This window comes from Pseudomonas sp. SMN5, assembly GCF_052041925.1.
Lineage (GTDB): Bacteria > Pseudomonadota > Gammaproteobacteria > Pseudomonadales > Pseudomonadaceae > Aquipseudomonas.
In genome coordinates this window covers 121,786-144,312 of the sequence record NZ_JBKGGX010000002.1, presented here as the reverse complement: position 1 = coordinate 144,312, position 22,527 = coordinate 121,786, and the positions used below count along the sequence as shown (strand labels likewise).

Genomic DNA, 22,527 nt, shown 5'->3' with positions numbered 1-22,527 from the left:
AGGACCCTCAGCCTCGCTGGAAAAGCATTAATGTTCAGTGATTTGCATCAGCGTTTTACCGAAACATCCGCAAGCGATAACGCGGCTCGACGGTTCTGTGGGGCGGGCCTAGAATGACCGTCTATCTTTTTCGGGTCTACCTGCCATGTCTCCTGAATGCCAGTTGTACGGCACCCTGGGTTGTCATCTGTGTGAAGTTGCCGAGGCGGTGCTGATGCCTTTTGTCGAGCATGGGTTGTTGGTGGAACTGGTGGATATCGCCGAGAGTGAGGAATTATCCGAAGCCTATGGTTTGCGTATCCCGGTGTTGCGCCGGATCGATACCGGGGCGGAACTGGACTGGCCGTTCGATGACCCTGACCGGGTCGCCGCTTTTCTGCGCTGACCCGTTTGCGCTCCCCGGCAAACCACGCCATTGGCGAAAACCGCACGCTTCGGTTACTGTATGTGCATACAGTTATCCGGAGTAGGTCCCCTTGGTCAATGTCGAACAACTCAAAGCCAGCGTAAACAGGATGTCCGCAGACGTTGTCCGCGAAGCGGTCCAGGAATTGCGTCTGGATGGGCTGGTTACCGAAGGCAAGACGCCATTCAATAAGTTGCATTTCAATACCTGCTTCGCTGAGATTGAGGCGCTGTTTCAGCGTGCCGGTTATCACAAGCAGTTGGATGTGGTGGGCTACCAAGGGCTTATGTACGCCTTATACGACCCGGGACGCTGGGAGGCGGTGCAAGTACTGCGCTGGTTGAAAGAGTTCACCGAGGCGGCGGCAAAGCCTGAATCAATCCCGGTGTGACGCAATCATTACTGGGCGGGCTGGCGCGAGTGTCGGATAATGCCGCCCCGCAGAAATGGGTAAGAGTCTCCAATGTCCGGTGCATCATTTTCCGCCGCTCACCATCAGGCCAGTACGTTGTATCTGCCCCCCGGCTCCTGGCAGACAGTATTTGAATGCCTGTGCGAGCACTTCAGCGCCGTAAGCCGTGAGCAGTGGCTGGACCGGATCGCGCGGGGCCGGGTGCTGGATGGGGAGGGGAGGCCTATTCATCTCGACTTGCCCTATCGCGAAGGCCTGCGCATCCATTACTTTCGCGAAGTACCCGACGAAAAGCCGATTCCGGTGGTGGAGGCGATTCTCTACGCTGATGAGCATTTGGTGGTAGCGGACAAACCACATTTCCTGCCCGTGACCCCGGCGGGGGAGTATGTCGAGCAAACCCTTCTGCGACGGCTGATCCGGCGTCTGGACAATCCATACCTGGTGCCCTTGCACCGCATTGACCGGCACACGGCCGGGCTGGTGTTGTTTTCAGCCAACCCCGATACGCGCTCGGCGTACCAGTCATTGTTTCCGACCCGGCAGATCGAAAAGCGCTACCAGGCGATCGCCCGTGGGCTGCCTGAGCTGACTTTTCCGCGGGTGCACAAGAGCCGGATGATCGATGGCGAACCCTTTTTCCGGATGCAGGAAGTTCCGGGCGAACCCAATACCGAGACGGCTGTCGAGGTGTTGGAGAAAAACGGTGAATTGTGGCGTTACGGTTTGTATCCGGTCACGGGCAAGAAACATCAACTGCGGGTGCATATGAATGCCTTGGGGGCCGGCATCTGCAATGATCCGTTTTATCCCGATGTGCTTCGGGATGCGGAAGATGACTACGCCAATCCTCTCAAGTTGCTGGCTCAGGGGCTGCGCTTTGTGGATCCGGTGACTGGGCAGGGGCGGGTGTTTGAAAGTGGCATCAGGTTGGAGTGGTAGCCAGAGCCTGTGCGCGGCTGAACCACCGCTATCGCGAGCAGGCTCGCTCCCCCACTTTTGCTCTTTAGCAGACATAAATCTTGTGTAAACACCGAACCTCTGGGGGGGGCGAGCCTGCTCGCGATGGCGGTGTGTCAGCTTGCATCAATGTCGAATGAGATGGCCTCTTCGCGAAACCCAAAAAAAGCCCGCAAAAAGTTGCGGGCTTTTTCTATAACAGTGTCCAGCGCAGAAAATTACAAATCCTTGACCGTACGAACCTGATCCTTGTTCACACGAGTCTGCTTACCATCCAGTTGCTCGAATTCGTAAAAGCCGCTTTCTTCGTCGTACTTGGGCTTGTCGACGGCCTGGATTTCGCGACCGTCATTCAAGGTGATCACTGTTGGCGATGCGCACCCGGCAAGAGTGGCGAGGCCCAGAGCAAGCATGAAAGTGGCGAGGGTCCGTTGAGTCATGGTGTTTCTCCGAAAGGGATTCTTCAAGTTACTGACCTTCAGACGTATACATCGCGCGCAAGTTCCTGGCTAGTGTCAATCTGACACGCCTTTATGACGGGCCAGTAATTCAGGTGTGTTCAGGTTTGCCAACCGCGGATCGTCAGCCGGGCATTGCAGGGCGACCGCATGCAGCGAGCGCATAATGCGGCCAGGGCTGCGTTCGCCTTCGTTCCAGGCCTGTTCGAAGGTCACCGCCAACACCAGCGGAATGATGCATATCAACGGTTCCCAATGCTCGCCATGCCGGACCATCAACGGCCTGTCAGGGTGTTCGCTGGCGGTTCTGCGCATACCGTCGAGCAGGTTCGCGTCGATTTGCGGTACGTCGCACGGCAATACCAGCAAATACGGGTGTCTTGCCACCTTGAGGCCCGCACGGATCCCGGCCAATGGGCCGGGAAAGTCGCCTTCATCGTCTTGCACCAACTGATCGGCATACATTGCATAGCGATCCCGATTGCGGTTGCAGGAAACAATCAGGTCATCGCTCATCGCTCGGGTCTGGCGGTGCAGATGGGCTATCAGCGGTTCGCCTTGCCATTCAAGCAGGCCTTTGTCCCGGCCACCCATGCGTTGTCCACGACCACCCGCCAATAGCAGAATGGAGCATGATGGCAGGGAGGTGGTCGAGGTCATGGCGTTGTCTCCGCACAGGCGAAAAAATCAGGCGCTGTGATATAACACCGGGCTGTTTCCACTACAACTGGACAAGCCTATGAAAGCCAAGGCCGATGTACCTTTCGTGCCGCTCAATATCGCGGTGTTGACTGTCAGCGATACCCGTACCCTGGAAACCGACACCTCCGGGCAGGTCTTCGTCGATCGGCTCACGGCTGCCGGTCATAATCTGGCGGCGCGGGTATTGCTCAAAGATGACTTGTACAAAATCCGGGCGCAGGTTGCGACCTGGATTGCCGAAGAGGTGGTGCAGGTGGTGCTGATCACCGGCGGCACCGGCTTCACCGGTCGCGATAGCACTCCGGAGGCCGTCACATGCCTGCTGGACAAGCAGGTCGATGGATTCGGCGAGTTGTTCAGGCAGATCTCGGTGGCGGACATCGGCACTTCGACCGTGCAGTCCCGGGCGCTGGCAGGCCTGGCCAATGGCACGCTGGTATGTTGCCTTCCAGGTTCGACCAATGCGGTGCGCACAGGGTGGGACGGGATCCTGGCCGAACAGCTGGATGTGCGGCATCGACCATGTAACTTCGTGGCCCACCTGAAACAGGCGGCACCCTGTGAATCCCGTGGGTAAACCTGGCAAGGCCGGGGCCTTGATGGCCGTAGAGGTGGCATTGCAGCGCCTGCTCGAAATGGCGCAAGCGGCACCGATCCTCGAACGCGAGCGTCTGCCCTTGGCCGAGTCGCTCGGTCGGGTGCTGGCGCAGGATCTGGTGTCGACTCTTGATTTACCGCCGTGGCCCAACAGCGCGATGGACGGCTATGCCTTGCGCTTGGCCGACTGGAGTGGTGAACCGTTGACGGTCAGCCAGCGGGTCTTCGCCGGCCAGGCGCCGCAGCCGCTGGCGGCAGGAACCTGTGCGCGGATCTTCACCGGAGCGCCCGTGCCTGCCGGCGCCGATTGTGTCGAGATGCAGGAAAATACGGTGGTCGAAGACGACCAGCGGGTGCGGTTTACCGAATCCATGGTCGTTGGGCAGAACATTCGTCCCCAGGGGCAGGAAACCACCGTCGGGGAACAAGTCCTCAGCGCTGGTACGCGCCTGGGGCCGATCGAGCTGGGGCTGGCGGCCTCATTGGGGTGTGCATCGCTGGAGGTGGTGCGCAAGGTACGCGTTGCGGTCCTGTCCACCGGCGACGAACTGGTCGAGCCGGGCCAGACACTGGGCGCTGGTCAGATCTATAACAGTAACCGGGTGCTGCTCTGCGGCTGGCTACAGGGCCTGGGCTGCGAAGTGATCGACGCAGGTATTCTTCCGGACGATCTGCCGGCTACCCGCGAGCGTCTGGCGCAGTTGTCGGACGTCGACCTGATTCTGTCCACCGGCGGCGTGTCGGTGGGCGAAGCGGACTTCCTGGGCATCGCCTTGCGCGAGGACGGAGAGCTGGCGCTCTGGAAGCTCGCCATCAAGCCTGGTAAACCATTGACGTTCGGGCACTACCGTGGCGTGCCGGTGATCGGCCTGCCCGGGAACCCGGCTTCTACCCTGGTGACCTTCGCCCTGTTGGCAAGGCCTTATTTGCTCAGACGCCAGGGCGTTCAGTCGGTCGCGCCGCTCAAGTTCACGGTGCCAGCCGGTTTCGCCTGGTCGAAGGCCGGCAGCCGGCGAGAATACTTGCGCGGTCGAATGGAGAACGGGCGAGCGATCATCTATCGCAATCAGAGCTCCGGTGTCCTGCGCAGCGCAGCCTGGGCCGAAGGGCTGGTCGAGGTGCTCGAGCAGCAAACGCTGGTCGAGGGCGACGAAGTCAGCTTCATTCCCTTGAGTGAAGTGCTGGGCTGACGCCGCGGCGACAATCCTGCGGCCCGAGCCGGATCCCCGGGCCCTTGCCCGTGCTGCTGTCATCGGGTCAACAGCATGACCACCTGGTCGAAGCGGCTGTTCGCGATCCAGCCCAGCAGGCCAAGCACCACCGCCGCAGCGCCGGCCGAATAGGCCAGCCTGTGGCGGATCACCTTTACGTCGGTGCGGATCTCATCCATATCTTTGCGGATGTATTTAAGGTGGGTTTCCAGTTCAACGACGCGCGGTTCCAAATCGATTCCTCCGGAGGGACTGTTGCAACTTTTGCATTCGTTCTGAGCATTGGCCCGCTCGCTCCCAAAGGATGCGAGCGGCCGTGGCGACAGCTTGTATTCACGGCTATGCATGGGACGATCCATCCCTTCGGCCTGCACTGTTCGAACCTCTGATCCAGCCCCTGAGGGCCGCGTTGTATCCATCCATGGGTCAGTATTTCCTTGTGTGATGAGTGTTTTCGATGATCCAGCAAAACAGAATCCCAAGGTGTCTCAATACCGCTAGAGGGTCAATTGAGCTGATTCGCCAGATCTTGTAAGAAAACTCTTCGAATACCGAAGTATCGGTCCGGCGAGTGGCTCAGCCGGCCTTGGTTCGGTACGGCTGCGCGGTATTTTTTACTGAATTGACGCCAATAGGGCTTTTTCAGCCGGATGAGTGGTCCCATTTCCTGAACCTTCCAATGACGGAGAGAACGATGAGCAAGGGCAAGGCGCTGTTGATATTGCATGGCAAGCAGGCGCTCAACGAAGAGGTTCGCGCGGCGGTAATGCTCAAGCGCAAGCAAGGCTGGGACCTGGCGGTGCGCTTGACCTGGGAGGCCGGCGATGCCCGGCGATGCGTCAATGAGGCGCTGGACGCCGGTTACACCCGTCTGATCGCCGGAGGCGGTGACGGGACGTTGCGCGATATCGCCGAGGCAATGGTCCTCAAGGCCAGTGATGCCAGCCTGGTGCTCCTGCCGTTGGGCACGGCCAATGATTTTGCCCGGGCGGCCGGTGTTCCACTGGAGCCTGAGCAGGCCTTGGGCCTGCTGGACGTTGCCCCGCGGGCCGTAGACGTGGGGGAAGTCGGCGGCGCGATTTTCCTGAATATGGCTACCGGAGGGTTTGGCAGCCAAGTGACGGCGAACACCTCGGAAGATCTGAAGAAAGTCCTGGGTGGCGCCGCCTATCTGTTCACCGGTCTGACGCGGTTCAGTGAGCTGAGCGCGGCCTATGGCGAACTGCAGGGACCGGATTTCCATTGGCAGGGCGATTTGCTGGCGCTGGGCATCGGCAATGGCCGACAGGCGGGAGGAGGCCATGTCCTGTGCCCGCAGGCGTTGGCTGATGATGGGTTGCTGGACATCAGCATCCTGCCGGCGCCTCAGGAAGTGGTGGGGACTTTGAAAGATTTGCTCGCCGGCGGCCTGGGCATCGACAACATGTTTGTGCGGGCGCGTCTGCCCTGGGTGGAGATCAAAGTTGCTCAGGGCCTGGATATCAATCTGGATGGCGAACCGTTGCAGGTCGACGCGTTGCGTTTCACGGTGCGTCCCAAGGCGTTGCGGGTGCACCTGCCGTCCGATTCACCCTTGCTGGGCGGCCCGGGGACGCTCAATCGTCCAGGCTGATGATTTTTTCGCGCACGGCGAACAGCACGAGCCCGGCCACATCGTGGATCTGCAAGCGCTTCATGATCTGCGCTCGATGGGTTTCCACGGTCTTGATGCTCAGGCTCAGGCCGTTGGCGATTTCCCGGGTGGACTTGCCGCGCACGATCAGGCGCAGGATTTCCAGCTGGCGTGCCGTCAGATTATGGGCCTGGGCAGGGTCGGACTGCTGTTTCTGGGCACGGGTCAGCGCCTGATTGATCACCGTGTGGGCGATGGCCGGGCTCAGGTAGCGTTCGTTGTTGCGCAGTGCGTCCAGGGCGTGTTCCAGCTCGGTGGGGCTGGTGTCCTTGAGCAGATAGCCATGGGCGCCGGATTCCAGGGCCTGCATGATCAGCGCCGGGTCGGTGTGCATGGACAGGATCAGCACTTTGCTTTGTGGCCTTACTCGCTTGAGTTGCTGCAAGGCATCCAGGCCGCTGGTGTCTTTCATGGAAATGTCCAGCAGCACGATATCCGGGGCCAGCCGTTCGACCAATTCCACCAGTTGCTTGCCGTCATTGGCTTCACCGATGACGGCATAGTCCGGAATATCGCTGATCAGGGCGCGTACACCGGCCCTGATCAGGGAGTGGTCATCTACCAGCAGTAAGTTGCAAGTCAATGGAGAACCTTATTCTTACTGGCCCGTTCCAGGGCACGTGGCGCCCAGGGTAGGCGGGCTTCGATGTGGGTGCCCTTGCCGGCTTCGCTGATGACGGTGAGGGTGCCGCCCAGCTGTTCGACCCGTTCCGACATGCCGGCCATGCCACGCTGGCCTTCATGGGCGGGGTGGAGCGCCGGGACAAAACCCTGACCATCATCGACGATCAGCAAGGTGAGGCCGTCAGGCAAGCGTTGCAGGCGTACCAGCAGATTGCTCGCCCCGGCATGGCGCAACATGTTGGTGACCGCTTCCTGGGTAATCCGGAAGATCGCGACCGACATTTCTTCAGGGATGCCGGTCATGCGTTGTTGGCAATCGAGGCTCCATTTGACCGGCGCATTGGCCAGTGTCTTGAGCAGGTGCGCCCGCAAACTGGCTTCCAGGCCCAGGCTGGTCAGTTGCCGGGGATTGAGGACCGCCGATACATCGCGGACTTTGTCGAGGGTTTCGTCCAGGGTCTCGCAGAGGGTGGTGCACTGGCCCTGCATTTCTTCGGGCATCCGGCGCTTCAGCCATTCGCCTTGCAGCTTCGCCGCAGTGAGCAACTGGCCGATGTCGTCGTGCAGTTCACGGCTGAGTCGACGGCGTTCGTTTTCCTGGACTTCGAGCAGTCGGTCGGCCAGTTCCTGCGGCTGGAGCTTGATGGAGGTACGGGCCAGGCGGTGGTGAATCCAGACACAGGTCGTGGCCGCGACGTTCAACGCCAGCAGGACCAGCGGCACTTCATCGGCAAACAGATAGGCCAGCAGGCAACCGACGCTCGAGCAGATGCACAGCATTAACGTGAAGCGGCGGGCATTTTCTCGGGAGGGAGGCCAGGTAATGAAGGATTTGAAGCTGGCGTACATAGCGGATGGAGCCAATGAAGGTTCGCTGCGGGCTGGCCGGTCAGGGCATCTGACAGGCCGGGTCGGTAAACGTATCAGGTCGAAGGTGGCTTCGGTCGGCGTGGGGCAGGACCGTTGAAGCAACTGACGCGAGAGATAGTACCACTTCGAGGATGGTTGGTCGCGCTCGGCATGAACACTTGTGGGGGATGAGCCTGGCCGCCTCCGCCGGACGGGAAGCACTGATCTCAGGCTTGCTTATGAGCGAAGGGCACCAGAACCACTGGGCGTGAAACGGCCGATGCCTGGCAGGGGCTCTGTCCGACCTGGTACGCGAAGGCTTCGATCAGTGAAGTCTGTTCGCTGCTGTCCAGGCTGAGCTTGCCGGTGGTGGGGTCCACCAGTTCCAACTGCCACGCCATCAGCGTAAAGCAATCCTTCAAGGCATCCAGGGCCTGATCATGCAGTTCCATATGATTATGCGCATGGCTGAGCAAACCATGGATATGCAGGGAAAACTCCGAAACCGATTCCAGTGCCAGGGCATTGGCCTTCTTGGCCAGTTTCAGCAAGGTGCTGAGCATGCAGTCAATGGCGTCTTTGTCATTGCTGATCAACTGCAGGTGGCTCAGGCACTCTTCGGACTTGGCCAGCAGCGTTTCCGCCTCGCTCAGGAATTCAGGGAAGCGTTGACTCCAGTCCCTGTGATCGTTCGGCATGCTTATCTCCACAACATCATGTCAGGCGAAAGGAAACCGCGTACGGCCAACGGCTGGTTTTCAAGGACGGCGACGCCGTGGTGTACATCGAAGGCAGATTCGCAAACGATTGCACTGGCAGGGTCGGCCAGAAGGCTGGAGGACCAATGTCCCGTGATCGCGCACAAAGGCCTGACTCCGTTCAGCAATGAGAATGGCGTCACATTAATGGCTATTGAATAACGGGAATATCAGGTTGGACCTGATTGTGCCTAGGGGAATCCCTTAGGCGAAGGGAACTTTATACGCAAACCGAGGTCGCGCAGCGCAGAAAAATGCTGGATGAAGCAATGAAGCCAGTAGAACATGATGTTAATGTGATATCAACTTCCCGCGTTCATATTTTATGAGGGGTCAAGATCCTACGCAGGCAGCCGATAGCTGTTTCATTGGATTCATCCGCACAAGCCCAGGAGTCATCGATGGCCGGCATTCTCGACACAGTAGATCAACGAACCCAACTGGTGGGTGAGAATCGCCTGGAAATTCTCATGTTTCGCCTGGCGGGGCGGCAGTTGTTCGCCATTAACGTGTTCAAGGTCCAGGAAGTCCTCCAACTGCCGAAGTTGACCCTGATGCCGCAACGCCATGCATTCGTCTGCGGCGTGGTCAACCTGCGCGGCCAGACGCTGCCGGTGATCGACCTGTCCCAGGCCATCGGCATGCGTCCACTGGTACCGGGGCCTAACAGCACCATCATCGTCACCGAGTACAACCGTTCGGTCCAGGCGTTCCTGGTGGGCGGCGTGGACCGCATCGTCAACATGAACTGGGAAGCCATTCTGCCGCCGCCGTCCAGTGCGGGTCGGGAGCATTACCTGACGGCCATCAGCAAGGTGGACGACCAGTTGGTGGAAATCATCGACGTGGAGAAGGTCCTGGCTGAAATCGTGCCCTATAACGCCAAGGTCTCCCGGGACAAGCTCGAAGACCCGGTGCTGGAGCGCGCCCGTGGCCGCGAAGTGCTGCTGGTGGATGACTCCAACGTCGCGCTCTCGCAATTGCGCGATACCTTGGGGCAACTGGGGGTGAAGATGCACATCGCCAGCGACGGCTTGAAAGCCTTGAACATGCTCAAGGCCTGGGCCGACACCGGCGAGGTGATGACCGACAAATTGCTGATGATTTTCACCGACGCGGAAATGCCGGAGATGGACGGCTATCGCCTGACCACCGAAATCCGCAACGATCCCCGTCTGCGCGGGCTTTATGTTGTGTTGCACACCTCGCTGTCCGGCAGTTTCAACGACTCGATGGTCAAGAAGGTCGGCTGCGACAACTTCCTCTCCAAATTCCAGCCGGACAAACTGGTCGACGTGGTGCGCCAGCGGCTGGCGTTGGACTGACGCTGATGCGGGTTTGCTTCAATGGCCGGCTCGTATAAGGTGGCATTTTTTCGCCACCAGGGAAGCTGACCATGTTGCGGCTGAGCGCGCTGTACCGTTATCCGTTGAAGTCCGGCAAGGGCCAGTCTCTGCAGGGGATTGGCCTGGACAAGCTTGGGCTGGACGGTGACCGGCGCTGGATGCTGGTGGATGAGGGCACGGGGCGTTTCCTGACCCAGCGCGCCGTGGCGAAGATGAGCCAGCTCTCGGCGTTGTGGAACGAGACCGGCGGCCTTACGCTCAGCGCGCCGGGCCACGGTGCCATCGACGTGCCGCTACCGGTGACCGTCGAGGAACAACGGCGCGGGGTGATCATCTGGCGGGACACCTTGCGCGTGCCGGACGCGGGCGATGAGGCGGCTGCCTGGGTCAGCGATTTTATCGGTAACCCTACGCGACTGGTGCACGTGCCGGTGGAGCTGGCCCGCACCACCGCCGCCGGCTATGGCAAGGATGATGACAAAGTCGCCTTTGCCGACGGTTTTCCCTTGCTGCTGATCGGCCAGGCTTCCCTCGGGGATTTGTCCAATCGGGTCGGCCGCCCGTTGGACATGCTGCGTTTTCGCCCCAACCTGGTGGTCGAGGGCAGCGAGGCGTTCGCCGAGGATGGCTGGAAGCGCCTTCGAATCGGCGAGGTGGAATTTCGCCTGGTCAAGCCATGCTCGCGCTGCATCATGACCACGGTAGATCCGCACACCGGAGAGCGCGATCCGAACCGCGAACCCTTTGCCACCTTGCAGCACTACCGTTCGACCCCGGACGGGGCGATGTTTGGCCAGAACCTGGTCAACGACAGCAACGGTCAGCTTGAAGTCGGCATGCCGGTTGAAGTGCTTGAATAAGAAGTGCTCGAATAAAAAGCTCCTTTAAAAAAATGCCCGTGTCCAATGACACGGGCATTTTTTATTCATCCATTGGCTTCTGTGGCGAGGGAGCTTGCTCCCGCTGGGGTGCAAAGCAGCCCCCAACCTGACGCGTCACATTGAAGGGACGCTGACGCGTCCAACGGGAGCAAGCTCCCTCGCCACAGGTTTTGGTGTTGGTTTCAGCCGCGGTATTCGCACAGGTAAGCGGTGTCGACGGCGACTTTCAGCTGGAACTTGCTGTTGGCCGGAACATTGAACTGACTGCCGGCGGCGAAGGTTTCCCAGTCGCTGCTCTCGGGCAGTTTCACCGTCAGGGCGCCGGAGACGACGTGCATGATTTCCCGTTGGGCGGTGCCGAATTCGTATTCGCCCGGTGCCATGACACCGATGGTCGCAGGGCCTTCAGCGGTGCCGAAAGCGATCGACTTGACGGTGCCGTCGAAGTACTCGTTGACTTTGAACATGGGCGATTCCTCGAAAAAAGGGGCTGAAAAAGGCCGGCCAGTATGCACAAGGCGTCAGGTTTCGTCATCTGCCGCACCGAGTCGCGGCCCGCCGTTCAGACTGGAAGCACGAGAGGCAACAGACGCGCTGTATTGCGCGCATCTTCCAGCGCCCGGTGCTGCTGACCCACAAATTGCAGGCCGGCCAGTTGCAGTGCGCCATTGAGCCCCAACGGTCGCTCCAGGCGCCGGGCCTTGGCAAAACGCTGTTTGAGATTCATGTGCGGGACTTGGGCGAGGATGCCATGCAGGTTCAGGCGCTGCCATTCCTGGAGCAGTTGCTTGCGGTCGTAGTCACCCCAACTGACCCAGCTCTGCAACTTCGCGTGGTAGGGCGCCAGCCAGTGCTCAAACGCGGGCCAGACGTCGCTCAACGGCGCGGCGCTGTCAATGTTGGCCTGGGTGATATGGGTCAGCTCGCGGCAGAAAGGCGTGAGCAGCGGTCGCCTCAGGGGCCGCACGAAGCGCTGGAAAGCGTCAACCTCACGACCGTCACGATTCACCAGCGTCGCGCCGATCTCGATAATTTCCATTTCGGTTACCGGCCAGCCACCTTCATCGGTAGTGGCCTCCAGATCAATCACCAGCCAGTGAGGCATTGCAAGGTTCCCGATATCGGCACGCAGATGGGGTTGAGCGTAGTCAAACCCGGCGTATCCGCCTAGTCGGCTGTTTCGACCTGCAACAAAACCTGGCGGTTCCTCACCTGGTCGCCCCGGTTGACCTGCAAGTGCCTGACCACGCCGTCGGTGCCGGCCTTGAGAGGGTGCTCCATTTTCATGGCTTCGAGCACAATCAACGGTTGGCCCTGACGCACGATGCTGCCTTCGCTGATCAGTACCTCGACTACGGCCCCGTCCATCGGTGCCCTCAGCGTGCCGTCGCCGGTGATGGGTTTCGCTGCCACGGCGGCGCGGGTGCGGTCCTGAAACCGCACGCTGCCGGGGCGAGCGGACAACCATAGGTTGCTGCCGTCGAGACGCCAGTCATGGTGCTGACGAACGCCGTTGATGATCAGCGTGGCCCGGCGCCGATCGACGGCGAGCAGCTTCAGCCCGATCGATTGCCCGGCGCAGCGGATGTTCAACGTCCCATCGGTTTCGGCAGTCAGGGTCAGCGACCAGTCGTGCTCGCCGACACCGATTCGATAGTGCAGTGTCGCGCCGGCGTTGTTGCGCCACCCGCCCAGGCCCGGAGCGTGCAATGCATACGTGGCGTGATAGAACAGCGCCGTTGCGATGGCCACTTGTTCGGCGCAGGGTTCTGCGCTGCGCAGTGCGGTGAGCTCGGTAAAGTGCTGCCCGATGAAGCCAGTGCCGAAGTCCGCATCGATGAAACGAGGATGCGCCAGTAGTCCGACCAGCAATCGCTGATTACTTTGCATGCCAAGCAGCACGCAGTCTTCCACTGCCCGTAACAGTTTGCGTCGAGCCTCTTCGCGGGTCGCGCCATGGGCGATGAGCTTGCCCAGCATCGGGTCATAGAACGGCGTGACGGCCTGTCCCTCCAGCAGTCCGTGATCGGTGCGCACACCCTCCCGGATGGGCGGTTCCCAGCCCACCAGTTGCCCGGTCTGGGGCAGGAAATCCGCGCTGGGGTCCTCTGCGTAAAGCCGGGCTTGCATGGCGTGTCCGCACAGTTGCAGCTGACTCTGGCTCAGCGGCAACGGCAGGCCTGCGGCGACGTCCAGTTGCCAGGCCACCAGGTCCAGGCCGGTGATCAGCTCGGTCACCGGGTGCTCGACTTGCAGCCTTGTGTTCATCTCTAAAAAATTGAACCGGCCGTTAGAGGCGAGCAGGAATTCTACGGTGCCGGCACCGACGTAGTTCACCGCGCGCCCGGCCATGAGCGCGGCCTCGCCCATGGCTTGGCGCAGCTCGGCGGTCATGACCGGGCAGGGCGCTTCTTCGATGACTTTCTGGTGGCGCCGTTGGATCGAGCAGTCCCGTTCGCCCAGATGGATCAACTGACCATGGTGGTCGCCGAAAATCTGCACCTCGACGTGCCGTGGATCGATCAAGGCCTGTTCGAGAATCAGCTCGCCGTTCCCGAAACCATGCAGTGCTTCGGAGCGTGCAATGCGCAATAGGTCCGGCAGGTCCTCAGGCCGCTGCACCAGGCGCATGCCACGGCCGCCACCGCCGGCGCTGGCCTTGATCATCAACGGGTAGCCGATGCGTTCGGCTTCGCGGCGCAACGTATCATCATCCTGGGCGCTGCCCTGATAGCCGGCGATGCAGGGTACGCCGGCGGCGACCATGGCGATTTTCGAGCGGCGTTTGCTGCCCATCAGTTCGATGGCCTCGGCGCTCGGACCGATGAACACGAGTCCGGCTTCGCCGCAGGCCCTGGCGAAACCGGCGTTTTCCGAAAGGAAGCCGTAGCCGGGGTGGATCGCGTCGGCGCCGGTGCGCCGGGCCGCGTCGAGAATCGCCGGTTGGTCGAGGTAGGATAGCTGCACCGGGGCCGGACCGATCAGCACCGCTTCATCGGCCATGCGCACGTGCAGCGCGTCGGCGTCGGCCTCGCTGTACACCGCCACCGTGCGATAGCCCAAGGCCTGGGCGGTGCGTTGGATCCGGCAGGCGATTTCGCCGCGGTTGGCGATGAGGATTTTGCTGAAGGCGGGCATGGTGATCATCCCTTGGCTTTTTGGAGTGGCTTTCAGGGCCTCATCGCGAGCAAGCTTGCTCCCACAATGGGCAATGCTCGCGGTCCATGTGGGAGCGAGCTTGCTCGCGATGACGGTCTGGCAGGCAGATGTTCATTTCTTCTTCCCCGGCAAAATCCCCATCAACTTGCAGATGATGCCCAGCATGATCTCATCCGCTCCGGCGCCGATGGACACCAGTCGCACATCACGATAGGCCCGTGCCACGGGGTTGTCCCACATGAACCCCATGCCGCCCCAGTATTGCAGGCAGCTGTCGGTGACTTCCCGGGCGAGGCGGCCGGCCTTGAGTTTGGCCATGGACGCCAGTCGCGTGACGTCCTGGCCACCGATGTACTGCTCGGTGGCCTGGTAGACCAGCGCCCGCAGGCATTCGATCTCACTGGCCAGTTCCGCCAGGCGAAAGTGGATCACCTGATTGTCGATCAGCGCCGCGCCGAAGGTCTGGCGCGCCTGGCAGTATTCGATGGTGCTGTCGACGCAGCGCTCCAGGCCCTTGATCATGTTCGCTGCGCCGAACAGGCGTTCTTCCTGGAATTGCATCATCTGCATCATGAACCCGGCGCCCTCCTGGCCGATGCGGTTGCGTTGCGGCACCCGCACGTCGTCGAAGAACACCTGGGCGGTTTCCGAGCTGCGCATGCCCAGTTTGTCCAGGTGCGGGCCGAGGCTGACGCCGGGGCTGTGCATCGGCACGATGATCAGGGACTTGTTGACGTGGGGTTTGTCGTCCGAGGTATTGGCGAGCAGGCAGATGAAGTCGGCGCTTGGCGCATTGGTGATCCACATCTTGCTGCCGTTGATGATGTAGTCGCCGCCGTCCTTGCGCGCCGTGGTCTTGAGCCCGGCGACGTCGGAACCGGCGCCGACCTCCGAGACGCCGATGCAACCCACCTGTTCGCCGCGTATCGCCGGGCGCAGGAACTCTTCACGCAGTTGATCGGAGCCGAAACGCGCCAGGGCCGGCGTGCACATGTCGGTCTGCACGCCGATGGACATCGGCACGCCGCCGCAATGAATGGTGCCGAATTCCTCGGCGGCAACAATCGAGTAGCTGTAGTCCAGGCCCATGCCGCCGAACGGTTGCGGCTTGGAGATACCCAACAGGCCCAGTTCGCCGGCCCTGCGGAAAATCTCATGAATGGGAAAGCGTCCGGCTTTCTCCCATTCGTCGACGTAGGGGTTGATGTCGTGGTCGACAAACTGGCGGACGGTGCGCCGCAGCGCTTCGTGTTCCTGGGTGAAGATCATGTTTATTGTTCCCCTGGTCTGCGCTCGGAAGTCCTTCAGGTGTTCAAAAACGGGCCACGCCGAAGCTGTTGGGTTGCAGCGTCCGCCGTTCGGCTTCGTGACAGATGTCCAGCAGCAAGCCCAGCAACGGGCGGGTCTGGCGCGGATCGATCAAGCCGTCGTCCCACAGGTTGGCGCTGCCATAAAGCGCAGTGGACTGGCTGTCGAGTTGTTGAGCGGTGGTTTGCTCCAGCAGGTCCAGCGCTTTGAAATCGGGGCTCAGGCCGTTCCTGATCTGTGTGGCCTCGGCAACGATACGCAGGACTTTGCCGGCCTGGGCGCCGCCCATCACGGCGGTGCGGCTGTTGGGCCAAGCGAAGATGAACCGAGGGTCCAACCCGCGACCGCACATGGCGTAGTTGCCGGCGCCGTAGGAACCGCCCACGACGACGGTCAGCTTGGGCACCCGGGCGTTGGCCACGGCCTGGATCATCTTGGCGCCGTGCTTGATGACGCCCTGGCGTTCGGCTTCGGTGCCGACCATGAACCCGGTGGTGTTGTGCAGGAACAGCAGCGGTGTACGACTCTGGTCACATAGTTGAATGAACTGCGCGGCCTTGCTGGCGCCCTTGGGCGTGATCGGTCCGTTGTTGCCGATCATGCCCACGGCATGGCCACGGATGTGCAGGTGGCCGCAGATCGTCTGGGGGTCAAACTCGCTCTTGAATTCCAGGAAACTCGAACCGTCGGCGATGCGCGCGATGATTTCTCGCACGTCGTAGGGTTTCCTCGGATCATCCGGCACCAACCCCAGTAACTCATCGGCGGGGTAGCGCGGTTCCGTCCAGGTCCGCTCGGGCGCTGGCGGCAGGTGCGCATCCCATGGCAGCAGGCTGAGAATCTCCCGGGCCAGGCGTATGCCGTCGGCGTCGTTTTCGGCCAGGTATTCGGCGGTGCCGGCCACCTGGGCGTGCATCAGCGCGCCGCCCAGTTCTTCTTCGGTGGCGATTTCGCCCGTGGCAGCCTTGAGCAACGGAGGCCCGGCGAGGAACAGCCGCGCCTTGTCGCGCACCACCACCACATAATCCGACAGTCCTGGCTGATAAGCGCCGCCCGCCGTGGCCGAGCCATGCACCACCGTGATCTGTGGCAGGCCCATGGCCGACATCCGCGCCTGGTTGGCAAAGCTGCGCGCACCTTCGACGAAAATCTGTGCGGCATAATTGAGGTTGGCACCGCCGCTTTCGGCAAGGGTGACCACCGGCAGTCGGTTTTCCATGGCGATCCGTTGCAGGCGCAAGGTCTTGTGCAGGCCGCTGGGGGAAATGGTCCCGCCCTTGATTGCGCTGTCGTTCGCCACCACCAGCACCCGCACGCCACTGACATAGCCGATCCCGGCAATCAACCCAGCGCCGGCTCCGCTGCCATCCTTGTCGTCATGCAGCTTGTAGCCGGCCAGGCTCGCCAGTTCGAGAAACGGTGCACCGGGGTCCAGCAGCAGGTTCACGCGCTGGCGCGGTAACAGTTGCCCGCGCTGCTCGAACTTGCCCTGGGCCTGGGCGGCTTTCTCCTGCACAGCCTGTTCGAGCCGCTGCAACTGCTCGACCCCGGCCAGCATTGCAGCGTGATTACGGACGAATTCGGCGCTGTGCGGGTCAAGCTGCGATTCGATCACTGGCATCGAGGGTTGCCTCTTCAATGGCCGTCGTTCAGTCGAGTTGGTCGACGATGCTCTGCGGCACCGGTATCTGGATTTCCAGCAACTGCTGGGCGAACGCCTTGCCCTGCGGATCGATGCGCAGGCTTGCGGCGCCACCGCCACCGAGGGCGTGCTCCAGCAGGAAATTCAGACTGTGGGTGCCCGGCAGGTACCAGCGCTCGACACGGCCCAGCAGCGGGTCGAGCACGTGACTCATCCAGTCGACCATCACCTCCGGGGTCAACGCCTCGGCGATCCATGGCAGGTAGTCCGGCTCGCGGGCGATGACGCCGATGTTGCTGTGGTTACCCTTGTCGCCCGAGCGCGCCACCGCCAGTTTGACCAGCGCAACGCTGGCGTCGGCCCGACCCTGAGGCTTGGGCAGGTCCGGGGCGATCGGCAGGTCGGCGATCGCCAGCGGTTCAAGGACCGGCAGGGGACAAGGATGGCGCTGGCCGTCGAGTTCGATTTCCAGCCGACAGGCGGACTTATCGACGAGGCATGAAAACAGGCGAATCAGCGGTGACACCGTGGGACGGCCGCCCACCAGACCGGTCAGGCCCGGCGCCATGCCGGTTGCGGCGTGGGCTATTTCCTTTGAAAACAATACCAGCGCCTGTTGGTCCGGATGGCGTACCGCCAGCTTGATCAGCACTTCGCGGCTGTCCTGGCGTTGGCCGTGATGGCCGTAGGTCGCTTCGCTGCCGAGCAGCTCGGCGCTCACCTCGCTGAAAGGCTCCCAGCCGCGCTGGCTGAACATTTGCGAAGTTCGGGCGATGATTGCCTGGCTGACGCGTTCGGCCTTCGCCACCGCGTCGATGCCGGCGATCAGGCACATGGCGGTGCAGCGAAAACCATCCGGCCAGGTGGCGCAGACCTTGTATTGACCAGTGGGCGGCAGGCCTCGGGCACCGTGGACACGCACCGCATGCTTGCCTTGCTGGATCAGCCTGACCTGGCTGAAGTCGCAGATCACGTCCGGTAGCAGGTAGCCTTGCGGGTCGCCGATCTCATAGAGCAACTGCTCACCGACGGTCAGCGGCGTCACCAACCCGCCGGTGCCTGGGGCCTTGGTGACGATGAACTGGCCGTCGGCGCTGACCTCGACGATGGGAAATCCGATGTGCTCGTAATCCGGGACGTCCCGCCAGTCGGTGAAGTTGCCCCCGGTGCACTGCGCGCCGCATTCGATCAGATGTCCGGCCAGGGCGGCCTGGGCCAGTTTGTCGTAGTCGTGCCAGGCCCAGCCGAACTCATGCACCAGGGCGGCGCTGACCACCGCGCTGTCGACGACGCGACCAGTGATCACGATGTCGGCCCCCAGGCGCAAGGCTTCGACAATGCCGGGGGCACCGAGGTAGGCATTAGTGGAAATACAGGTGGAAGGCAGTGGTTCGCCGCTGGACAGGTCGCGAATGTCCTGGCCGGCGAGCTGTTGAAGCCGGGGTTGCAGGTCATCGCCCAGCAGCACGGCGATCTTCAACGGTACGCCGGCCGTATCGCAAGCCGCTTGCAGCGCTGCGGCGCAAGCCTGGGGATTGACGCCGCCGGCGTTGCTGATCACGCGGATCCGATCTGCATGCAGGCGCTGGAGCAGGGGCGTGAGGACGTCGATGAAGTCTCTCGCGTAGCCAGCCCGAGGGTCCTTCAAACGGGCCCCGGCCATGATCGACATCGTGACTTCGGCCAGATAGTCGAACACCAGGTAATCCAGTTCCCCGCCTTCGACCAGCTGCGCCGCTGCGGTGCAGGTGTCGCCCCAGAAGGCGCTGGCGCAACCGATACGGATCGTTCTTGGCATGGAGCACCCTCCGACAAACGTCGCTCGAGACTACCAAGCAAGCGCTTGGTTCGCAAACATCGATTCCGTCTTCTGGCCGAGCGCTTGCTTGGTCGCGTCGCTCAGCTTAAATTGCCCGCGCCACCTTGCTGTACAGAGGCAGCTGCACAGAGGCAATGGCCGCGCATGGGTTGATCGACTGTAGGAGATAACGGGTGGACGAGCAAAAAGCCTTGAGGGTGATGCGCGAGCTGGTCGACAGCGGACAACTGACCGACCCGGACAGCGCTCGCGGCAAGCTGCTCCAGACCGCCGCCCACCTGTTTCGCAACAAAGGCTTCGAACGCACCACCGTGCGCGACCTGGCAAGTGCCGTGGGCATCCAGTCGGGCAGCATCTTTCATCATTTCAAGAGCAAGGACGAAATCCTGCGGGCGGTGATGGAAGAAACCATCCGCTACAACACTGCGTTGATGCGCGCCGCGCTGGCCGAGGCGGGCACAGTGCGTGAACGGGTGCTGGCGCTGATCCGTTGCGAATTGCAGTCGATCATGGGCGGCACCGGCGAGGCGATGGCAGTGCTGGTCTATGAGTGGCGTTCGCTGTCCCAGCAAGGACAGAAACACGTGCTGGCTCTGCGCGATATCTATGAAGACTTGTGGCTGGAGGTATTGGGCCAGGCCAAGCAGGCCGGGTATATTCGCGGCGATGTGTTCATCACCCGGCGTTTCCTCACGGGGGCGTTGTCCTGGACCACCACCTGGTTTCGCGCCGAGGGCAACCTGAGCCTCGATGAGCTGGCCGAGCAGGCGCTGGTCCTTGTGCTTGAAGAAAAACAATAAAAAAGCGGTGCACTAAATGGGCCGCACGGTGGCTAAGCGGCGCAGATCGCCTAGCTTGATTGTATTGATGGGTACTCTTGGGGAGTGGTTATCTTGACGTTTTCACCGATGGGGATGACCTCGCGTGTGCTGCTGGCCGCGCTGGTCGCCTTCCTGGCCTTGCAGGTCCAGGCGGCGCAACTGGTACGGATCGGCGCGGCACATTTTCCGCCTTATACCGTGCGTCCTGAAAACGGCGCCGATACCGGTCTGCTTCCCCAGTTGGTGGAAAATCTGAACCGGTTGCAGACCGACTATCAATTCGTCCTGGTCCCGACCTCGATTCCGCGCCGTTTCAATGACTTCAAACAGGGTCGGGTCGATATGGCGATTTTCGAGAACCCGGACTGGGGCTGGCAGGACGTGCCTCATACCGCCGTGGACATGGGGCTGGAGGATGCGGAAATCTTCGTCACCCAGCGCCACCCGGATCGCCAGCAAAGCTACTTTTCCGACTTGCGAGGCAAGCGCCTTGCCCTGTTCAGTGGCTACCACTACGCCTTTGCCGAATTCAACGCCGACCCCAAGTACCTCGCCGGCCAGTTCAACGCCACCTTGACGTACTCCCACGACAGCAACCTGCTGATGGTGCTGCGCGGACGTGCGGACATCGCCCTGGTGACCCGTTCGTACCTGAACGACTACGTGTTGCGCAACCCTGAAGTCGGCCCCCAGTTGCTGGTGTCCGAACGGATTGACCAGCTGTATCACCATTACGCGTTGATCCGGCCGCAGGCGCCCATTACCAGCGAAGCGTTCGGACAGCTGCTGCAGAAATTGCGGGACAACGGTCAGTTGCTGAAGATTTTCAAGCCCTACCAGATCGAACTGGTACCCACGCACAACCATTCGACCTGAGACTAAATTTCCCATCCTGGCTCACGTCCCACGTTGACTACCGACGAATACGCGAGCTCCTTCCATGTCCAACCTCAATCATCCGGCGGCGCTACCGCTGCCGGGCGGTCGCCGTCTCGGCGCCGATGAAACCGAACGTCACCTGAGCCTGATGCTCGAAGGGGCGCCGCTGATCCGGTTGCGCCTGGAGCGCGACCCGGAGTTGCGGCTGCATTTGCAGGAACTCAATGATCGACCGGTGGGCCCGGCGCTGTGGGCGGCCTGTTACTGGCTGTTTGCCCGTGATCCGGACTGCCAGCGGCTGCTATGGCACCTCAACGAGCGTCCCGGGGAAGCCTTGCTCAGCGGATTGCTGACGGCCACCGGGCGTCCCGGCGAATACGTCTGCGAACGCACCATGTTCTGGCAACTGCCGCAGCCCTGGCTGGGGGAATCGTTCAGCGGCAGCTACCCGCAGCAGATGATCATCAGTGACGGCCGGCGCCACCCGCGTCGGCCCATGAAACCGCGCGGTGAAGTGTATCGGCGTTTCGACGCCCGGCTGGGGGCCTGGGTGTCCTTGCGCACCCTGGAAATCGAGCAGGACCTGGTGCGATTCAACCGCTGGCAGAACAGCCCGCGGGTCGCGGCCTTCTGGCAGGAGGAGGGCAGCCTGGAGCAGCACCGCGAGTATTTGAACAAGCTGCAGCACGATCCTCGGGTCCTGACCCTGATCGGCTGCTTCGATGACCAGCCGTTTGGCTATTTCGAAGCCTACTGGGCCAAGGAAGATCGAATCGCGCCGTTCTATGAAGCCCGGGACTACGACCGCGGCATTCACATGCTGGTGGGCGAAGAGCAGCACCGCGGGCCGCATAAAGTGGCGAGCTGGCTGTCAGCGCTGGTGCATTACCTGTTCCTCGATGACCCGCGCACCCAGCGTATCGTGGCCGAGCCCCGGGCCGACAACGCCCGGATGATCGGGCACCTGCACAATCAGTGTTTCCACTGTGAAAAGGAATTCGACTTCCCCCACAAACGCGCGGCGCTGATGATTTTGGGGCGTGAGCGGTTTTTTGATCGGTGTGGGTTGGTGTGAGGGGGGCAGGGTCTTAGGGCCTCATCGTCGGATCGCCGCCCGGAGCAAGCTCGCTCCCCACAGTTTTCGTGGTCGCTGAAGACCTCTGTGGGAGCGAGCCTGCTCGCGATAAAGCCGGTAAAACCACCGCAAGTTACCGCCGGGCGAAGGTATCCCCCCGAACCCCCGACACCTTGCGGCAATGTACCAGCGCGTCGCGGATCATGAAGTTCACCAGGGTCGGCGAGACACCCAGTTCCTTGGCGATGTCCTTTTGCGGCACGCCGTGCAGGCGGTACATCTCGAAGGCGTAGCGAGTGCGGCTGGGCAATTCGGTCAGCGCGTCGGCAATGTGCTCCAGGGTGGAAAAGTTGATGTGGGAGGTTTCCGGCGAAGCACCCTGGATCACCACGTTCAACCCTTCCTCTTCCGGACCCGAATATCGCTGTTCCAGCGCCTGCTTGCGGTAGTGGTCGATCGCCAGGTTGCGCACGATCTGGAACAGGTAGCTGAGCTGGGCCTTGAACGAGGAGGTGATCTGCGGCGCCGATTGCAGCCGGAAAAACGCGTCCTGCACCACATCTTCCGCACGCGACCGGCAACCGGTGATGCGTGCGGCAATCTTGACCAGGATCAGCCGGTTATCAACGAAGGCCTGGAGTAACGGTGAGTTGCACCTGCTTGTGGATACTTGTTCCGTCATGGAATTCACCTTGCTGCAAATAGTTAGCAGGACCGGGGATGTCAGAGCCGTCCTACACATCGAGCGCCAAATTATTCTTAATGATAATTATTGTCAATTGAGAAAAAGAATTATTGATCTGGTAAAAGTCCAGCGTGAGGTCCGCGACCCATTGCCGCGGCACCGTACCGCCCACGGGCGGGTCCAGGGGCTTGCAGACTAATTATCCGGCGCTGTTATCCGTTCCCATGGGTGACTACTTGCAAGCCGAATTTCAGGCAGGAATC

The 22,527-nt window shown here is 61.4% G+C and carries 24 protein-coding genes; 11 read left to right on the top strand and 13 right to left on the bottom strand.

What is annotated here, in order from left to right; genetic code table 11:
* Positions 1–145 precede the first annotated feature (145 nt).
* The 3 genes from ACLEJR_RS02345 (at position 146) to ACLEJR_RS02335 (ending at position 1,760) form a co-directional block, all read left to right on the top strand.
* Positions 146–385, top strand: a complete 240-nt coding sequence (locus ACLEJR_RS02345; RefSeq protein WP_440811926.1) for a glutaredoxin family protein — start codon at positions 146–148, stop codon at positions 383–385.
* A 91-nt stretch (positions 386–476) separates the two neighbouring features.
* Positions 477–797, top strand: coding sequence for a transcriptional regulator (locus ACLEJR_RS02340; protein ID WP_440797159.1), 321 nt, complete (start codon positions 477–479; stop codon positions 795–797).
* A 72-nt stretch (positions 798–869) separates the two neighbouring features.
* Positions 870–1,760 carry a pseudouridine synthase gene (locus ACLEJR_RS02335; protein ID WP_440811924.1) on the top strand — a complete coding sequence of 297 codons (891 nt, stop codon included), beginning with the start codon at positions 870–872 and terminating at the stop codon, positions 1,758–1,760.
* 236 nt (positions 1,761–1,996) lie between these two features.
* Here the strand turns inward: ACLEJR_RS02335 and ACLEJR_RS02330 are convergent, their stop codons facing one another.
* Positions 1,997–2,218: a YgdI/YgdR family lipoprotein gene (locus ACLEJR_RS02330; RefSeq protein ID WP_440811921.1), complete on the bottom strand. Its 222-nt coding sequence runs from the start codon at positions 2,216–2,218 to the stop codon at positions 1,997–1,999.
* Between the two features lie 75 nt (positions 2,219–2,293).
* The gene (mobA, locus tag ACLEJR_RS02325) at positions 2,294–2,896 is read right to left on the bottom strand and encodes a molybdenum cofactor guanylyltransferase MobA (protein ID WP_440811919.1); all 603 of its coding nucleotides are present in this window, start codon (positions 2,894–2,896) and stop codon (positions 2,294–2,296) included.
* Positions 2,897–2,975: 79 nt separating this feature from the next.
* On the opposite strand from mobA, the gene moaB reads away from it, so the two are divergent.
* Both moaB and ACLEJR_RS02315 read left to right on the top strand, forming a co-directional pair.
* Complete coding sequence (moaB, locus tag ACLEJR_RS02320; protein WP_245144373.1) at positions 2,976–3,515, top strand: molybdenum cofactor biosynthesis protein B; 540 nt, start codon at positions 2,976–2,978, stop codon at positions 3,513–3,515.
* A 22-nt stretch (positions 3,516–3,537) separates the two neighbouring features.
* Positions 3,538–4,725, top strand: coding sequence for a molybdopterin molybdotransferase MoeA (locus ACLEJR_RS02315; protein WP_440812116.1), 1,188 nt, complete (start codon positions 3,538–3,540; stop codon positions 4,723–4,725).
* Between the two features lie 59 nt (positions 4,726–4,784).
* On the opposite strand, the gene ACLEJR_RS02310 is transcribed toward ACLEJR_RS02315, so the two are convergent.
* A complete protein-coding gene (locus tag ACLEJR_RS02310; RefSeq protein WP_440797165.1) occupies positions 4,785–5,093 on the bottom strand; it encodes a hypothetical protein in 309 nt (102 codons plus the stop codon).
* Between the two features lie 347 nt (positions 5,094–5,440).
* Here ACLEJR_RS02310 and yegS point away from each other — a divergent pair, with 347 nt between their 5' ends.
* On the top strand, positions 5,441–6,358 hold the full coding sequence (gene yegS, locus ACLEJR_RS02305; RefSeq protein ID WP_440797167.1) for a lipid kinase YegS: 918 nt from the start codon (positions 5,441–5,443) through the stop codon (positions 6,356–6,358).
* On the opposite strand, the gene ACLEJR_RS02300 is transcribed toward yegS, so the two are convergent.
* From ACLEJR_RS02300 to ACLEJR_RS02290, 3 genes are all read right to left on the bottom strand, one after another.
* The gene (locus ACLEJR_RS02300) at positions 6,342–7,001 is read right to left on the bottom strand and encodes a response regulator (RefSeq protein ID WP_440797169.1); all 660 of its coding nucleotides are present in this window, start codon (positions 6,999–7,001) and stop codon (positions 6,342–6,344) included. The genes yegS and ACLEJR_RS02300 overlap by 17 nt on opposite strands.
* Entirely contained in the window at positions 6,998–7,891 is an 894-nt protein-coding gene (locus ACLEJR_RS02295) for a sensor histidine kinase (RefSeq protein WP_440797304.1), read from the bottom strand. Before ACLEJR_RS02295 ends, ACLEJR_RS02300 begins: the two co-directional genes overlap by 4 nt.
* A gap of 227 nt (positions 7,892–8,118) precedes the next feature.
* Positions 8,119–8,589 (bottom strand): hypothetical protein, encoded by a 471-nt coding sequence (locus ACLEJR_RS02290; RefSeq protein WP_440797171.1) that lies wholly within the window; start codon positions 8,587–8,589, stop codon positions 8,119–8,121.
* A gap of 461 nt (positions 8,590–9,050) precedes the next feature.
* On the opposite strand from ACLEJR_RS02290, the gene ACLEJR_RS02285 reads away from it, so the two are divergent.
* A complete protein-coding gene (locus ACLEJR_RS02285; RefSeq protein ID WP_440797173.1) occupies positions 9,051–9,974 on the top strand; it encodes a chemotaxis protein CheV in 924 nt (307 codons plus the stop codon).
* Positions 9,975–10,045: 71 nt separating this feature from the next.
* Positions 10,046–10,855: an MOSC domain-containing protein gene (locus ACLEJR_RS02280; protein WP_440811916.1), complete on the top strand. Its 810-nt coding sequence runs from the start codon at positions 10,046–10,048 to the stop codon at positions 10,853–10,855.
* A 203-nt stretch (positions 10,856–11,058) separates the two neighbouring features.
* Here ACLEJR_RS02280 and ACLEJR_RS02275 read toward each other — a convergent pair whose 3' ends face one another.
* The 6 genes from ACLEJR_RS02275 to ACLEJR_RS02250 form a co-directional block, all read right to left on the bottom strand.
* Positions 11,059–11,343, bottom strand: coding sequence for a pyrimidine/purine nucleoside phosphorylase (locus ACLEJR_RS02275; RefSeq protein ID WP_245144359.1), 285 nt, complete (start codon positions 11,341–11,343; stop codon positions 11,059–11,061).
* Positions 11,344–11,438: 95 nt separating this feature from the next.
* Positions 11,439–11,981 carry an exonuclease domain-containing protein gene (locus ACLEJR_RS02270; RefSeq protein ID WP_440797177.1) on the bottom strand — a complete coding sequence of 181 codons (543 nt, stop codon included), beginning with the start codon at positions 11,979–11,981 and terminating at the stop codon, positions 11,439–11,441.
* A 62-nt stretch (positions 11,982–12,043) separates the two neighbouring features.
* Positions 12,044–14,014: an acetyl/propionyl/methylcrotonyl-CoA carboxylase subunit alpha gene (locus ACLEJR_RS02265; RefSeq protein ID WP_440811914.1), complete on the bottom strand. Its 1,971-nt coding sequence runs from the start codon at positions 14,012–14,014 to the stop codon at positions 12,044–12,046.
* 132 nt (positions 14,015–14,146) lie between these two features.
* Positions 14,147–15,304, bottom strand: coding sequence for a citronellyl-CoA dehydrogenase (gene atuD, locus ACLEJR_RS02260; RefSeq protein WP_440811911.1), 1,158 nt, complete (start codon positions 15,302–15,304; stop codon positions 14,147–14,149).
* A 43-nt stretch (positions 15,305–15,347) separates the two neighbouring features.
* Positions 15,348–16,964, bottom strand: a complete 1,617-nt coding sequence (locus ACLEJR_RS02255) for an acyl-CoA carboxylase subunit beta (protein ID WP_440811910.1) — start codon at positions 16,962–16,964, stop codon at positions 15,348–15,350.
* Between the two features lie 28 nt (positions 16,965–16,992).
* Entirely contained in the window at positions 16,993–18,783 is a 1,791-nt protein-coding gene (locus ACLEJR_RS02250) for an acyclic terpene utilization AtuA family protein (protein WP_440811908.1), read from the bottom strand.
* A gap of 194 nt (positions 18,784–18,977) precedes the next feature.
* On the opposite strand from ACLEJR_RS02250, the gene ACLEJR_RS02245 reads away from it, so the two are divergent.
* The 3 genes from ACLEJR_RS02245 to ACLEJR_RS02235 all read left to right on the top strand — a co-directional run bounded on the left by ACLEJR_RS02245 (position 18,978) and on the right by ACLEJR_RS02235 (position 21,579).
* Positions 18,978–19,604, top strand: a complete 627-nt coding sequence (locus ACLEJR_RS02245; RefSeq protein ID WP_440797187.1) for a TetR/AcrR family transcriptional regulator — start codon at positions 18,978–18,980, stop codon at positions 19,602–19,604.
* 114 nt (positions 19,605–19,718) lie between these two features.
* Positions 19,719–20,501: a substrate-binding periplasmic protein gene (locus ACLEJR_RS02240; RefSeq protein WP_440797305.1), complete on the top strand. Its 783-nt coding sequence runs from the start codon at positions 19,719–19,721 to the stop codon at positions 20,499–20,501.
* Between the two features lie 64 nt (positions 20,502–20,565).
* A complete protein-coding gene (locus tag ACLEJR_RS02235) occupies positions 20,566–21,579 on the top strand; it encodes a GNAT family N-acetyltransferase (protein ID WP_440811906.1) in 1,014 nt (337 codons plus the stop codon).
* A 133-nt stretch (positions 21,580–21,712) separates the two neighbouring features.
* On the opposite strand, the gene ACLEJR_RS02230 is transcribed toward ACLEJR_RS02235, so the two are convergent.
* Entirely contained in the window at positions 21,713–22,261 is a 549-nt protein-coding gene (locus ACLEJR_RS02230; RefSeq protein WP_245144341.1) for an RNA polymerase factor sigma-70, read from the bottom strand.
* Positions 22,262–22,527 lie beyond the last annotated feature (266 nt).

Coding starts and splice junctions, on each gene's coding strand:
- ACLEJR_RS02345 (WP_440811926.1), top strand. CDS start 146: ATGTCTCCTGAATGCCAGTTGTACGGCACCCTGGGTTGTCATCTGTGT.
- ACLEJR_RS02335 (WP_440811924.1), top strand. CDS start 870: ATGTCCGGTGCATCATTTTCCGCCGCTCACCATCAGGCCAGTACGTTG.
- ACLEJR_RS02330 (WP_440811921.1), bottom strand. CDS start 2,218: ATGACTCAACGGACCCTCGCCACTTTCATGCTTGCTCTGGGCCTCGCC.
- mobA (WP_440811919.1), bottom strand. CDS start 2,896: ATGACCTCGACCACCTCCCTGCCATCATGCTCCATTCTGCTATTGGCG.
- moaB (WP_245144373.1), top strand. CDS start 2,976: ATGAAAGCCAAGGCCGATGTACCTTTCGTGCCGCTCAATATCGCGGTG.
- ACLEJR_RS02315 (WP_440812116.1), top strand. CDS start 3,538: ATGGCCGTAGAGGTGGCATTGCAGCGCCTGCTCGAAATGGCGCAAGCG.
- ACLEJR_RS02310 (WP_440797165.1), bottom strand. CDS start 5,093: ATGCATAGCCGTGAATACAAGCTGTCGCCACGGCCGCTCGCATCCTTT.
- yegS (WP_440797167.1), top strand. CDS start 5,441: ATGAGCAAGGGCAAGGCGCTGTTGATATTGCATGGCAAGCAGGCGCTC.
- ACLEJR_RS02295 (WP_440797304.1), bottom strand. CDS start 7,891: ATGTACGCCAGCTTCAAATCCTTCATTACCTGGCCTCCCTCCCGAGAA.
- ACLEJR_RS02290 (WP_440797171.1), bottom strand. CDS start 8,589: ATGCCGAACGATCACAGGGACTGGAGTCAACGCTTCCCTGAATTCCTG.
- ACLEJR_RS02285 (WP_440797173.1), top strand. CDS start 9,051: ATGGCCGGCATTCTCGACACAGTAGATCAACGAACCCAACTGGTGGGT.
- ACLEJR_RS02280 (WP_440811916.1), top strand. CDS start 10,046: ATGTTGCGGCTGAGCGCGCTGTACCGTTATCCGTTGAAGTCCGGCAAG.
- ACLEJR_RS02275 (WP_245144359.1), bottom strand. CDS start 11,343: ATGTTCAAAGTCAACGAGTACTTCGACGGCACCGTCAAGTCGATCGCT.
- ACLEJR_RS02270 (WP_440797177.1), bottom strand. CDS start 11,981: ATGCCTCACTGGCTGGTGATTGATCTGGAGGCCACTACCGATGAAGGT.
- ACLEJR_RS02265 (WP_440811914.1), bottom strand. CDS start 14,014: ATGCCCGCCTTCAGCAAAATCCTCATCGCCAACCGCGGCGAAATCGCC.
- atuD (WP_440811911.1), bottom strand. CDS start 15,304: ATGATCTTCACCCAGGAACACGAAGCGCTGCGGCGCACCGTCCGCCAG.
- ACLEJR_RS02255 (WP_440811910.1), bottom strand. CDS start 16,964: ATGCCAGTGATCGAATCGCAGCTTGACCCGCACAGCGCCGAATTCGTC.
- ACLEJR_RS02250 (WP_440811908.1), bottom strand. CDS start 18,783: ATGCCAAGAACGATCCGTATCGGTTGCGCCAGCGCCTTCTGGGGCGAC.
- ACLEJR_RS02240 (WP_440797305.1), top strand. CDS start 19,719: ATGACCTCGCGTGTGCTGCTGGCCGCGCTGGTCGCCTTCCTGGCCTTG.
- ACLEJR_RS02235 (WP_440811906.1), top strand. CDS start 20,566: ATGTCCAACCTCAATCATCCGGCGGCGCTACCGCTGCCGGGCGGTCGC.
- ACLEJR_RS02230 (WP_245144341.1), bottom strand. CDS start 22,261: ATGACGGAACAAGTATCCACAAGCAGGTGCAACTCACCGTTACTCCAG.